Origin of the sequence: Dactylosporangium sp. CA-052675, assembly GCF_050947935.1 — a bacterium.
Lineage (GTDB): Bacteria > Actinomycetota > Actinomycetes > Mycobacteriales > Micromonosporaceae > Dactylosporangium.
Map to the genome: position 1 here is coordinate 6,583,934 of NZ_CP192010.1, position 12,734 is coordinate 6,596,667.

Sequence of the window (12,734 nt, forward strand, 5' to 3'; positions counted from 1 at the left end):
GCGGGCACCGGCCGGACGGACGGGGTTACCGGCTGGACAGCGGTTCACCCACCGTCACCGCAGACCGTATCGTCGCAGCATGGCAGCACTGACCCTCGCGGTGGAACGACTCGCTGCCGCCACGGTGCTGTCCTGTCACGGGGCGCTGGTGGCGGCCAGCGCCCTGCAGCTCGAGACGGCGCTGTCGCAGGCGCTGCTGCGACCCGAGCTCCGCATCGTCGTCGACCTCGCGGCGGTGGCCGCGATCGACTGCACCGGTGTGATGATGCTGCGCGTGACCGCGGGCATCGCCGCCGAGCAGGGCGGCTCCCTGGTGCTCGCCGCGCCGAACGCGCAGGTCGTGCACACGCTGCGTGAGGGCGGGACGCTCACCACCATCCCGACGTACCGCACGGTGGCCGCCGCGCTCGACGGCGACGCGAACGCCCTGATCACCGAGCCGGACGCGGTGCCCACCCCGAACGTGTGGCCGATGAACCGCGCGGACCGCCGCAGCGCCTAACCTGGGCGAGTGGAGCCCGCGTACGTCCGCTGGCGGCCCGCCCCGGCCGTGCGGCCCTTCGCGGCCTGGTACACGGGCTACGCCCAGCCCCCGTTGCCCGCGGGTGGCCGCCACCGGGGGCTGCCGTCGCCGTACCTGACGCTGATCATCACGCTCGACCGGCCCCTGCGCGTCGCCGCGCATCCGGACCCGGCCGCGCCGCCCGGGCAGTACGACACCCTCATCGGCGGCCTGCACACCACCCCCGCGCTGATCGAGCAGGTGGGTGGCTCGGCCGGCATCCAGGTGGCCCTGTCCCCGCTGGGCGCCCGCGCCCTGCTCGGCCTGCCCGCGGGCGAGCTGGCCGGGGCGGACCTGCACGGCACCGACGTCCTCGGGCCGCTCGCGGCCGAGCTGCGCGAGCGGGTCGGGCTCGCCGCGGACTGGCCGGCCCGGTTCCGCGTCGTCGACGAGCTGCTCACCCGGCGCGCGGTGCCCGGCCTGCTCCCGGCGCCGGAGGTGGCGTTCGCCTGGCGCCGGCTGTGCGCGAGCGGCGGCGCGGTCGGCCCGGCCGAGCTCGCCGGGGAGACCGGGTGGAGCGGGCGGTACCTCGCGCGCCGCTTCGCCGTCGAGATCGGCCTGTCGCCGAAGGTCGCCGCGCGGGTGGCCCGCTTCGACCGGGCCCGGCGGCTGCTGCAGGACTCGGCCGGCGCCCGCCCCCTCGCCGAGCTCGCCGTGGCCTGCGGCTACTACGACCAGGCCCACCTGACCCGCGAGTTCGCCGCGCTGGCCGGGCTGCCGCCGGCCCGCTGGTGGGCGGAGGAGTTCCGAAACGTGCAATCCCCGGTGGACCTGACCGGCGCAGACTCGGCTCATGAGCGATGACCGGACCCCGCCGCCGAACGTGTGGCCGACCCTGCGCGCGACCGACGCCCGCGCCCTGATCACCTTCCTCGCCGAGGCGTTCGGCTTCGTCCAGGTCGCCGTGTACGGCGACGGCGACCTCGTCGAGCACGCCCAGCTGGCCTGGCCGGAGGGCGGCGGCGTGATGCTCGGCAGCGACCGCCGCGACGGCTCGCCGTGGAACCTGAAGCCCGGCACGTTCGGCTGCTACGTCGTGACCGCCGAGCCGGACGCCCTCTACGCGCGGGCCCGGGCCGCCGGCGCGGAGATCCTGCAGGAGCTGCACGAGGCCGACTACGGCTCGCGGGGGTTCGCGGTGCGCGACCCCGAGGGCAACCTGTGGTCGTTCGGCACCTACCGCGGCGAGCCCCGGCCCGTGTAGAGCCGCGGCCGCCGGCTCCGACCTTCGGGCATGACGAAGTTCCTGCTGTTGCACGCGGCCGGGTCGGCGCCGCCGGCCGAGCTCGGGGGTGAGATCGTCGACGCGGGCCGGCTCGCCGACCCGAGCCTGACGGTCCGGCTCGAGGGCGGCGCCGGTCCCGGGGCGTTTCGCTGGTACTGGCTGATCGACGTCGACTCGCTGGAGCGCGCGGTGCAGATCGCGGCGGCCGCGGGCGGCCCGGTCTCGGTGCGTCCGCTGATGACCGACCATCCCGGCCGCTGTCTGGAGTCCTAGCCGGCCCGGAGTGCCGGCCGGTCCGGGCGCTGTCTGGAGTCCTAGCCGGCCCGGGGCGCCGGCCGGTCCGGGCGCTGGCCGCGCACCGCGACCAGCTCGCCGAGCAGCCGTTTGAGCTCGGCGAGGTGCGCCGGCGGGTATTCGCGCCCGGCCGGGTCGACGACGTGCTTGACGCCGCTGAGCAGCCGCCAGGCCTCGTCGGCGTGCCCGAGCTGGGCGAGGGCCTGGGCCTCGAGCCAGTCGCAGTACTGTCGCTCGGTACCGTGCTCGCGCAGCTCGCGGGCGAGGAAGACCACGACGTCGTCGTGCCCGGCGCCGAGCAGCAGCCGGGCCAGCGCGTCGGTGCCGAGCACCCACTGCCGGTCGCCGGGGCGGGTGCGTTCGCGCAGGTGCTCGAAGGCGTTGACGGCCTCCTGGGCCCGCCCGGCGCCGACGTAGCTGCGCCCGAGGTCGAGCAGCGTCGTGGCGGCCAGGTCGCGGTCGGCCTCCCCGGTGAGCTGTTCCAGCATCTCCTCGCCGATCGCGGCATTGCGGACGGCCTTGCGGCGGCGGGTCTCGGCGTCGGCGTAGCCGTGGTGCACGAGGTGCAGCGCCTCCCGGGGCACCGCGGGCCAGACGCCGTCCTCGGGCACGAGCCGCTCGTGGACCCGCCCCTCCCAGTGCACGCGGCCGGGGCGGAAGAGCCGCGGGGTGTGGTGGGTGTACGGCAGTTCGTCGTGCCGGTTGTCGATCGGCACGAGCAGCGCGTCGCTGCGGGCGGACGCGAGGATGGCGCGCAGCCGCCGCGGGTCGCCCTCGGCCCGGTCGTCGGCGTCGATGCTCAGCACCCACTCCGGCCGCCCGGCGGCTTGAACCGCGGCTCGAAGGTCGGCCTGGACGGCAGCGCGAACGTCAGCCGGGACGGCAGCGCGAACGTCGGCCTGGACAGCGGCCGGGACGGCGGCTCGAACGTCGGCCGGGGCGGCGGCTCGAACGTCGGCCGGGGCGGCGGCTCGAACGTCGGCCGGGGCGGCGGCTCGAACGTCGTCCGGGGCGGCGGCTCGAACGTCGGCTTGGACGGCGGCTTGAACGGCAGTCGGCGCGGCGGCTCGAACCGCGGCGCGAACGTCGGCTTGACCGGCGGCCTGAACGGCGGTCGGGGCGGCGGCTCGGAGGGCGGCCTGGACGGCGGCGTTGCGCGCGGCGGCGAAGTCGTCCCGCCACTGCCCGGCGCTCACCGTGGCCCCGAGCGAGCGCGCGAGGTCGACGGTCGCGTCGGTGGAGCCGGTGTCGTGCACGTGCACGCCGTCGACGATCCCGCCGAGGGAGGACAGGCAGCCGGGCAGGTTGGCCGCCTCGTTGCGAACGATGAGCACCGCGACCAGGTTCACCCCGGCCCGATCGGCCGGCGCGCCCCGGCCTTGAGCGATTCCGGCCCGCGAACCCCGTCCGCGCGCCCGGCCCGACGAATGCGGCTCACCGAACCCGGCCCGCGAACCCCCGCGCACTCAGCCCACGAACCCCCGCGCACTCGGTCCGCGCACTCGGTCCGCGCACTCGGTCCGCGCACTCGGCCCGCGCACTCGGCCCGCGCACTCGGCCCGCGCACTCGGCCCGCGCACTCGGCCCGCGCACTCGGCCCGCGCACTCGGCCCGCGAACTCGGCCCGCGAACTCGGCCCGCGAACTCGGCCCGCGAACTCGGCCCGCGAACTCGGTGCGCGAACTCGGTGCGCGAACTCAGCCCGCGAACTCGGTGCGCGAACCGGCCGCCGGGAAGCGCGAGGGCGCCCCGGCGGCCGGTTCGGGTCGTGCTAACGGCCCGTGGCGGCGTGGAACTGGTCCACGATCTCCTGCTTGATGCGGCCACGGTCGGAAACCTGGAATCCGGCGCCCTGTGCCCATTCCCGGATCGCGCGGTTCTGGTCGCGATCACCCCGCGTCGTGCCGCGGCCCCGGCCCGGGGTGGTTCGGGCCCCAACGGTCGCGCTGCGGCCGACCTTGGTGCCCGCGGAAATGTAGGGCTTGAGCGCGGCGCGCAGTTTCTCCGCGTTCTTCTTGGACAGGTCGATCGAATACTGCACGCCATCGAGGCCGAACGTCACACTCTCATCGGCGGGCTTACCGTCCAGATCGTCGATCAGTTCCTGAATGACACGCTTGGCCATGCCGGCCGACCTCCCGTGAGCGACTGGGTCCGGACTGGAAATAACGGTGCCCGTGGCGAACAGTATCGCCAATCAATTGCATTCCCGCCAGATAGCGGAGGAAAACAGTTCCTCACCGTTCGTGTCGAGGTAATTACCCGCAACCGCTGGCCCGCTTGACCGGTCCAGGCTTCGGCCGGGCACGCATGCCAGCCCGTCGCCGGCCGGCGCGCGCTTCCGGGCAGGGCCTGAGCCGGCGGTCTGAGCGCACCGCCGCCGGACCGGGCTTCTGCTCGTCACCCCGCCGTCGTGCTCCTGGGACGCCCACCTGCGGCCGCGGCCGCGCGGGCCCGCGAGCAAGCCGATGGCGACATGTTCGACGCGCGTCACGTGACGGCCGATCCGCCCGGCCGCGGAGCCGGCGAGGTGGCGTTCCCGCACGACAGTTACCGGCAATGGCAGGAGCACATCGCCGCGCTCGGCGGCGAGGCGATGCGCTCACCGCCAGGACCGAAGGGCGCCTATTTCCCCGCCGATCCGACGGCCGATCCGACGGCAGATCCGACGGCCGATCCGACGGCAGATCCGACGGCCGCGCCGATGGCCGATCCGATGGACGCGCCGATCGTGCACGTGAACCGTGAAACGATGCACTACGGCGGCGAGATCGGCCTCCGCGCGACCTTTACGCCGCCCGTTGCCGGACCGGAGGGCACGCGGCGAGCACCGTCTCGCTGACCGCGTTCTGGGCGGCCGCGGCCGCGTCGCGCGGGCCCAGCTGATCGGTGAGGTACACCGTCACGAGCCGCCGGGACGGGTCCGCCCAGGCGACGCAGACGTTGCTGCCGTTGTGGCCGAAGGCGTCCGGGCTGCTGGTGCGGCCCATCGGTCGCGGCCGGAGCGCGTCGAGGCCGGGTCCGCCCAGCTGGAACCCGTGCGACCAGCGGATCGGCAGGCCGATGTGGGCGTCGACGGTGCCGTCGCTGGTCGGCGTCGTCGCCACCGCCAGCGTCTGCGGCCGCAGCAGCCGCACCCCGCCCAGGCTCCCGCCGCGCACCAGCGCCTCGTAGAGCACCGCGACGTCCCGGCCCGTCGCCGAGACGCCCGCGGCCGGGATGACGGCGCACCGGGTCGCCCGGCGGTTGATGAACGCGGCGGCGGCGCGGGGGCCGGGGCCACGGCCGCGGACGGGCACGTGGCGGTGCCACTGGGGGCCGGGCAGGCCGAGGAAGGTGTCGCGCAGGCCGAGCGGGCGCAGGAACTCGGCGGCCAGCGCCTCCTCGACCGGCTCGCCCGTGACGCGCCGGACCAGCTCGCCGAGCAGGAAACCGAAGGAGAGGTACTGGTAGGCGGGGCCCTCGCCGGCCGGGAACCGCGCGCGGGCCCGCTCCAGTGCCCGCACCGACGCGTCCCAGTCGGTCATCGCGAGCGCGTCGCGCGCGGTGGAGCGCGCGACCGGGAGGCCCGAGCGGTGCTGGAGCACGTGACGTACCGTGATCGCGCCCTTGCCGTTGGCCTCGAACGCGGGCCAGTGCCGCGCGATCGGGTCGTCGAGGCCGAGGGCGCCGCGCTCGATCAGCCGATGGACCAGCAGCGCCAGGTAGGGCTTGCTGGTCGAGAACAGCCAGAACAGCGCGCCGGGGTCGCAGCCGTGGGCGCGGTCGAGCACGACCACGCCGTCGCGGACGACGACGAGGTGCGAGGCCCCGCCCCGCTTCCGGGCCAGCGCGGCCGCCGCCTCGAGGCCGGCGCGGTCCACGCCGTCCGGGTCGCGTTCGCTCCAGTCGAGCACGGCCCCAAGCTATCGCTCCGGCGCCGCACCCAGAGGACCCAGCCGCACCCGGCGAACCGCTTCACGCCCGTGAGAGCCGCTTCTCCGGTGGGAGCCCCCGTGGGAGCCCCCGTCAGAGCCGCTTCACGCCCGGGAACCACTTCGCACCCGGGTGGCACCGGTCGCACCCGTTCGGTGCCCGGTCGGCTGGCAGAGGCCGGGGAACGCCGGCAATAGCCTGGCAAAGGCTCCGGCCGCTCAGGGCCCGGCCGAAGTCAAGCTCGCCGGCGCGGCAGGAGCGATGCCGGCGGTACACCCACGGGCACCACGGACGGAGCGAACGTGACCTCGATCAGCGCCATCAGCAGCATCTCGTCCTCGCAGAGCGTGCAGTTCTCCGGCGTGCAACGGCCGGAGCGCCCGCCGCGGCAGGGCGGGCAGGACCCCCTGCAGCCGGTCGCGAAGGCCCTGAGCCTGTCGACCGACGAGCTCAAGAGCCGGCTGCGCGACGGCCGGAGCCTCAGCGACCTGGCCGCGGCGCAGGGCGTCTCCCACGACGACCTCATCGCGGCGATCAAGGCGGGCCGGCCCGGCGACGCGCCCGCCGGCCCCGGCGGCGTCTCCGGCGACGAGACGGCCGAGAACATCGCCGGCCGGCAGGGCATGCCCGGCCGCGGCGGGCCGGGCGGGCCCGGCGGCGGCCCGGGCGGCCCCGCGGGGCTGCAGGACCCGGCGAAGGTCAAGCAGCTCGGCACCCTGCTCGGCAGCGACACCGGCGACCTGAGCCGGCTCAGCGCGTCGCAGCTGGTGCAGAAGTTCCAGAGCCAGGGCGTCGGGCTGGGCACGCTCGGGTCGGTCTTCACCAGCGGGGACCTGCTCAACACCTACGCCTGAGGCGGGGGTGGCGCCGGGCCCGAGGAGCTGCGGGTTCACTTAATTGGCGACTTACTTTAACTATTAGGGTTCTTTACCTTGTGCGAGGCGTCATCGATGCACGATGATGCGACTGAGCGGATCCGCCCATCCCTCTCACCCTCACCCGAAGGACCCCCAACCGTGCGCAGAAAGCTGGCGCTGGCCGCGCTTGCCCTGTTGACGCTGCTGGGGGTGGGCCTCGTGATCCGGCCCGCCCTCGCCGCCACCCCGTTCAAGGTGCTCGCGTTCTACAACGGCACCTGGGACGCCGCCCACATCGACTTCGACAAAGAGGCCAGGGACTGGTTCCCCGCCCAGGGCGCCGCCAACGGCTTCACCTGGGAGGCCACGACCGACTGGAGCCGGCTCAACACCGGCAGCCTGGCGCAGTACAAGGTGATCATGTTCCTGGACGACGCCCCGCCCTCCGGGCAGCGGGCCGCGTTCCAGCAGTACATGCAGAGCGGCGGCGCGTGGATGGGCTTCCACGTGAGCGCGTTCACCACCGACCCGAACTCGTGGAGCTGGTACTACAACACCTTCCTCGGCTCCGGCGCGTTCCAGACGAACACGTGGGGCCCGACGCGCATCACGTACAAGGTCGAGGACCGCGGCCACCCGTCGACGGCCGGGCTGCCGGCGACGTTCACCTCCGCGGTCTCCGAGTGGTACTCGTGGAGCAACGACCTGCGGCAGAACCCGGACATCGACATCCTCGCGTCGGTCGACCCGAGCAGCTTCCCGGTCGGCACCGACCCCAACCAGTCCTGGTACAGCGGCTACTACCCGATCCTGTGGACCAACCGCAACTACAAGATGCTGTACGCCAACTTCGGCCACAACGGCATGAACTACAGCACCAACACGCGCACGTCCTCGACGTTCGACAGCGCGAACCAGAACCGCTGGATCATCCAGGGCATCCAGTGGCTCGCGGGGCAGACGTCGACCCCGCCGGCCTCGTCGTCGCCGACACCCACGGCGTCCTCGGGGCCCCTGCAGCCCGGCACGTACTACTCGCTCGTCAACAAGACCAGCGGCAAGTGCGTCGACGCGCGCGCGGCCGCCACCGCGAACGGCACGGCGATCCAGCAGTACACCTGCAACGGCACCAACGCGCAGCACTACCGGTTCCAGGCGACCGACGGCGGCTACTACCGCATCGACAACCAGGGCAACCCGGCCCAGTCGCTGGACGTGACCGGCAAGTCCACCGCCGACAACGCGCCGATCCAGCTGTGGGCCTACAGCGGCGGCACCAACCAGCAGTGGCAGCCGGTGGCCGAGGGCGGCGGGTGGTACCACCTCGTCAGCCGCGCCACGGGCAAGTGCCTGGACACGCCGGGGGCGTCGACGGCCGACAGCGTGCAGCTGGTGCAGTACGCGTGCAACGGCACCGGGGCGCAGTCGTTCAAGCTGTCGTGAGCGGTCCGCGGCGAAGCGGAGGGGCCGCTCGCCACGGGCCTCGGCATGCCGCCCGGCGATGCCGGAGCTTGCGGAGGTATCGCTGGGTAAGCGCTTTCCTGGCGTAAGTTTCACGATCCCGGGACCGTCGCGCGCGGACCCGGGATCGACACCTTTCGAAACGCTTCGCCCCGGCGCTACCGTCCGCCGAAACGGCCCGGCGGATGAGGGAGCGAAACGTGCGAAGAGCAGTGGCCGCCTCGGCGGCGATCCTGGCGGCCGGAGCCGGTGCCGTGGCGGCGGTGCACATCGCCTCCGCCGCGGCGGCCGGCTGCCGGGTGCAGTACACCGTCACCAACACGTGGCAGGGCGGCTTCGGCGCGAGCGTGGACATCACCAACCTCGGCGACGCGATCAACGGCTGGAACCTGACCTGGACGTTCGCGGGTGGACAGTCCGTGACCCAGGCCTGGAACGCGACCGTCACGCAGTCCGGCACCGCGGTGAAGGCGGTCGACGCCGGCTACAACGCCGCGATCGCCGCGAACGCGACGGTGTCGTTCGGCTTCAACGGCGCGTACACGTCCTCGAACCCGGTGCCGTCGGCCTTCTCCCTCAACGGGATCGCCTGCGGCGGAGGCACGACCACGCCGACCTCGTCACCGCCCTCGACCTCGCCGCCGCCCTCGACCTCGCCGCCGCCCTCCGGTGAGAGCGGGCGGCAGATGGAGAAGCTCGACCGGGGGCTGATCTCCGTGCGCTCCGGCAGCGGCAACCTGGTGTCGTGGCGGCTGCTGGGCACGGAGGCGTTCGACACGTCGTTCAACGTGTACCGCGCCGGCACCCGCATCGCGACGGTCACCAACTCGACGAACTACCTCGACAGCGGGGCCGCCGCCGACGCCTCCTACACCGTCCGCGCGGTCGTCGGCGGGGCCGAGCAGGCGGCCTCCCCGGCCTCCCTGCGCTTCACCGGCGGGGCCTACCTGGACGTGCCGATCTCCAGCCCGGGCTCCACGTACAGCGCCAACGACGCCTCGGTCGGCGACGTCGACGGCGACGGGCAGTACGAGATCATCCTGAAGTGGGACCCGGCCGACAGCAAGGACAACTCCCAGTCGGGGGTCACCAGCAACGTCTACGTCGACGCGTACAAGCTCAGCGGCCAGCGGCTGTGGCGGATCAACCTCGGCCGCAACATCCGCGCCGGGGCGCACTACACGCAGTTCCAGGTCTACGACTACGACGGCGACGGCCGGGCCGAGGTCGCGATGAAGACCGCGGACGGCACCACCGACGGCACCGGGCGCGTGATCGGCGACGCGAACGCCGACTACCGCAACTCCTCGGGCTACGTGCTGTCCGGCCCGGAGTACCTGACCATGTTCAACGGGCAGACCGGCGCCGCGATGTCGACGGTGAGCTACGACCCGCCGCGCGGGACGGTCTCCGCGTGGGGCGACAGCTACGGCAACCGCGTCGACCGCTTCCTCGCCGGCACCGCCTACCTCGACGGCAAGCGCCCGTCGCTCATCATGGCGCGGGGGTACTACACCCGCTCGGTCATCGCCGCGTGGGACTTCCGCAACGGCTCGCTGACGAAGCGCTGGACGTTCGACAGCAACGCCTCCGGCAACAGCGCCTACGCCGGGCAGGGCAACCACCAGCTGGCCATCGCCGACGTCGACCAGGACGGCCGGGACGAGATCGTGTACGGCGCGATGGCGATCGACGACAACGGCGCCAAGCTGTGGAACACCGGCAACGGCCACGGCGACGCGATGCACGTCGGCGACCTCGACCCGTCCCGCCCCGGCCTGGAGGAGTTCAAGGTCGACGAGGACGGCTCGAAGCCCTCGTCGTGGATGGCCGACGCCCGCACCGGCCAGGTGCTGTGGACCACGCCGGCCAACGGCGACAACGGCCGGGGCGTCTCCGACGACATCTGGGCCGGCAGCCCCGGCGCCGAGTCGTGGTCCGCGGCCGCCGACGGCCTGCGCTCGCCGAGCGGCGCGGTGGTGTCCTCGCGCAAGCCCGGCTCGACGAACTTCGTGATCTGGTGGGACGCCGACACGACCCGCGAGCTGCTGGACGGCACGCACATCGACAAGTACGGCGCCAGCGGCGACACCCGCCTGCTCACCGGCTCCGACGTGCACTCCAACAACGGCACGAAGTCCACGCCGTCGCTGTCGGCGGACCTGTTCGGCGACTGGCGCGAGGAGGTCGTCTGGCCCACGACGAACAACACGGCGCTGCGGATCTACAGCACGACGATCCCCACGACGACGAAGTTGTACACGCTGATGCACGACTGCCAGTACCGCGAGGCGATCGCGTGGCAGAACACCGCGTACAACCAGCCGCCGCACCCGTCGTACTTCATCGGCAGCAACATGGCCGCTGTGAGGCAGCCCGTCATCTATGTCCGATAAGTTCGGGTAGGGTGCCCGGGTGACGTCGCCCGGTTGGCTGGTTATCGATGGGACCCCGCCTGCGGAGCTTGCCGCCGACGGGCTCGACGGTGTCGTCCTGCTCGACACCGCCGAGCCCGCGGCCGCGGCCCTGGCCACCGACCTCGGCCTGCCGGTGCTCGCGCCGGGCGGCCCGGTCGTCGTCTCCCCCGGCGGCACGATGTTCGCCGCGGCCGGCTGGTGGCGGCACACCCCCGACGGGCAGCGGGTCGCGGCCGGGCCGCGCTTCCCGGCCCCCGCGTGGCCGGACGCCGACCTCGACGCGACCCCGATCCCGGCCGGCTGGCTGCTGTCGGCCGAACCGGCGCCGGAGATCACCCGCTCCATCGCCGTCGACCCCGCCCACCCGCTGCTCGTGTGCGACGGCACCGTCACCGGTCCCGGGCTCGCCGCCGCCCTGCGCGCCCTGCCGGAGGCCGCCGAGGTGGCCTTCCTCGCGCCCGGGCAGGGGGCGGGCCGGGCCGTCGCCCTCGCCGCCGCGGGTGACCTCGGCGCGCCGGTGAACCTGGTCAACGGCATCCCCCTGCACACGCCGTCGGGCGAGGTCGTGGTGTACGCCCTCGACTCCGGCCTGAACCCGGTGTGGCCCGAGCCGGCCGCCCGGCTGCGGTGCCTGCCCGACGGCCGCGAGGAGGTCGTGGCGTCCACGCCCCCGCAGCCGGGCCTGCGCGCGCTCGACGCCGCGACCTACGCGCTCGAGCTGGGCTGGCTGGTCCGCGTCGACGGCGGCGGCCTGCACGCGATGCCGGTCGGCCCGCTCCCGCCGGCCGTGGGCCGCGCCGCGGTGCCCGCGCCCGAGCCGGCGCCCGAGCCCGAGCCGGCGCCCGAGCCCGAGTCGACTCCCGAGCCCGAGTCGACTCCCGAGCCCGCGCCGGCGCCGGTCCAGGAGGCGACGGCCGACCTGGCGCCGTACCGCCAGCTCGCCGACGGTCGCTACCGGGTCGTCGTGGGCACCCCGGGGCTGGACATCAACGACCTCGTGTGGCCGGCCCTGTCCACCCTGTTCACGGCGGCCCTGACCGACGTGCCCGCCGGCGTGGAGCTCGAGGTGATCGGCGAGCCCACGGACTGGGGGCGGGCCGCGGCCGCCGAGCTCGCCGAGCGCCACCCGGGCGGCGATCCGGCGGTGAAGCCGTACCAGGTCGCCCGGGTCCTCGCGCTCGGCGCCGAACCCGCCGCGGTGGCGGCCCCCGCCCCCCGCCGCCGGCTCCTCCTGGCGGCCGCGGGCGCCGCGGCGGTCGTGGCGCTCGGCGCCGGGGTGGTGGCCGCGTGGCCGCAACGCCCGTCGCCGCACGGCCCGGACGCGGCCGGCGAGCCCTACCCCGTCCCCGCCATCGTCCCCGGCGGGTCGGGCCCGTCCCCGGCCGCGAGCGGCTCCCGGCGCCCGCCCTCGGCCCGCCCGTCGTCGCCGGCTCCCCACCCGAGCGGCTCGGCGGCGTCAGCGGGGCCCGGCGGGGACACCGAGGGCACGGCGAGCAGCGGCAGCCCCGACCCGCTCGGCCTCAACGGCCTGTTCAACCTGGCGGCGGGCCGCAACACCCGCGACAGCGGCCACACGGACGTGTACGGCTCCGGCAACATCACCGACGGCGACGCGGGCACGTACTGGGAGAGCCGCAGCAACGCGTTCCCCCAGTGGGTGCAGGTCGACCTCGGCAACCCGGCGCAGGTGCGCCGCGCGGTGCTGCGGTTGCCGCCCTCGTCGGCGTGGCCGGCCCGCAGCCAGCGCATCGAGGTCCAGGCGAGCGCCGACGACAAGACGTTCTCGACGCTGGTGAGCGCGGCGAACTACACCTTCGACCCGGCCTCGGGCCAGCGCGCGACCATCATGCTGCCGGGCTCGCAGTGGCGCTACGTGCGCCTGGTCTTCACCGCGAACACGGTCCAGGGCGCGGGGCAGCTGTCGTCGCTGGAGCTGTACCGCCTGTAACCGCGCGGCAAAACGTGGCAGGCAGAGCAGGCGCGGGGCGGAACGGCACGGCCCG

General features: G+C 74.3%; 12 protein-coding genes. 9 read left to right on the forward strand and 3 right to left on the reverse strand.

Annotation, left to right across the window (positions count from 1 at the left end):
- Positions 1-79: 79 nt before the first annotated feature.
- From ACQP1P_RS29345 to ACQP1P_RS29360, 4 genes are read left to right on the forward strand one after another with little or no spacing between them, the layout of a single operon-like run.
- Positions 80-502 carry an STAS domain-containing protein gene (locus ACQP1P_RS29345; RefSeq protein ID WP_433075512.1) on the forward strand — a complete coding sequence of 141 codons (423 nt, stop codon included), beginning with the start codon at positions 80-82 and terminating at the stop codon, positions 500-502.
- A 9-nt stretch (positions 503-511) separates the two neighbouring features.
- Positions 512-1,366: a helix-turn-helix domain-containing protein gene (locus tag ACQP1P_RS29350; RefSeq protein WP_433075515.1), complete on the forward strand. Its 855-nt coding sequence runs from the start codon at positions 512-514 to the stop codon at positions 1,364-1,366.
- Positions 1,356-1,766, forward strand: a complete 411-nt coding sequence (locus ACQP1P_RS29355; protein ID WP_433075518.1) for a VOC family protein — start codon at positions 1,356-1,358, stop codon at positions 1,764-1,766. Before ACQP1P_RS29350 ends, ACQP1P_RS29355 begins: the two co-directional genes overlap by 11 nt.
- A gap of 30 nt (positions 1,767-1,796) precedes the next feature.
- Positions 1,797-2,060: a hypothetical protein gene (locus ACQP1P_RS29360; RefSeq protein WP_433075520.1), complete on the forward strand. Its 264-nt coding sequence runs from the start codon at positions 1,797-1,799 to the stop codon at positions 2,058-2,060.
- 41 nt (positions 2,061-2,101) lie between these two features.
- Here the strand turns inward: ACQP1P_RS29360 and ACQP1P_RS29365 are convergent, their stop codons facing one another.
- Positions 2,102-3,430 carry a glycosyltransferase gene (locus tag ACQP1P_RS29365; RefSeq protein ID WP_433075523.1) on the reverse strand — a complete coding sequence of 443 codons (1,329 nt, stop codon included), beginning with the start codon at positions 3,428-3,430 and terminating at the stop codon, positions 2,102-2,104.
- Positions 3,431-3,852: 422 nt separating this feature from the next.
- Complete coding sequence (locus tag ACQP1P_RS29370) at positions 3,853-4,206, reverse strand: histone-like nucleoid-structuring protein Lsr2 (RefSeq protein WP_350610766.1); 354 nt, start codon at positions 4,204-4,206, stop codon at positions 3,853-3,855.
- Between the two features lie 288 nt (positions 4,207-4,494).
- Here ACQP1P_RS29370 and ACQP1P_RS29375 point away from each other — a divergent pair, with 288 nt between their 5' ends.
- On the forward strand, positions 4,495-4,923 hold the full coding sequence (locus ACQP1P_RS29375) for a hypothetical protein (RefSeq protein ID WP_433075526.1): 429 nt from the start codon (positions 4,495-4,497) through the stop codon (positions 4,921-4,923).
- Here ACQP1P_RS29375 and ACQP1P_RS29380 read toward each other — a convergent pair.
- Entirely contained in the window at positions 4,871-5,977 is a 1,107-nt protein-coding gene (locus ACQP1P_RS29380) for a serine hydrolase domain-containing protein (protein WP_433075529.1), read from the reverse strand. The genes ACQP1P_RS29375 and ACQP1P_RS29380 overlap by 53 nt on opposite strands.
- Before the next feature lie 321 nt (positions 5,978-6,298).
- Between ACQP1P_RS29380 and ACQP1P_RS29385 the strand changes: the two genes are divergently transcribed.
- The 4 genes from ACQP1P_RS29385 (at position 6,299) to ACQP1P_RS29400 (ending at position 12,679) form a co-directional block, all read left to right on the forward strand.
- Positions 6,299-6,850 carry a hypothetical protein gene (locus ACQP1P_RS29385; protein WP_433075532.1) on the forward strand — a complete coding sequence of 184 codons (552 nt, stop codon included), beginning with the start codon at positions 6,299-6,301 and terminating at the stop codon, positions 6,848-6,850.
- A 162-nt stretch (positions 6,851-7,012) separates the two neighbouring features.
- Positions 7,013-8,296 (forward strand): ThuA domain-containing protein, encoded by a 1,284-nt coding sequence (locus ACQP1P_RS29390; protein WP_433075535.1) that lies wholly within the window; start codon positions 7,013-7,015, stop codon positions 8,294-8,296.
- 203 nt (positions 8,297-8,499) lie between these two features.
- On the forward strand, positions 8,500-10,710 hold the full coding sequence (locus ACQP1P_RS29395) for a cellulose binding domain-containing protein (protein WP_433075538.1): 2,211 nt from the start codon (positions 8,500-8,502) through the stop codon (positions 10,708-10,710).
- A 19-nt stretch (positions 10,711-10,729) separates the two neighbouring features.
- Positions 10,730-12,679, forward strand: coding sequence for a discoidin domain-containing protein (locus ACQP1P_RS29400; RefSeq protein WP_433075541.1), 1,950 nt, complete (start codon positions 10,730-10,732; stop codon positions 12,677-12,679).
- Positions 12,680-12,734 lie beyond the last annotated feature (55 nt).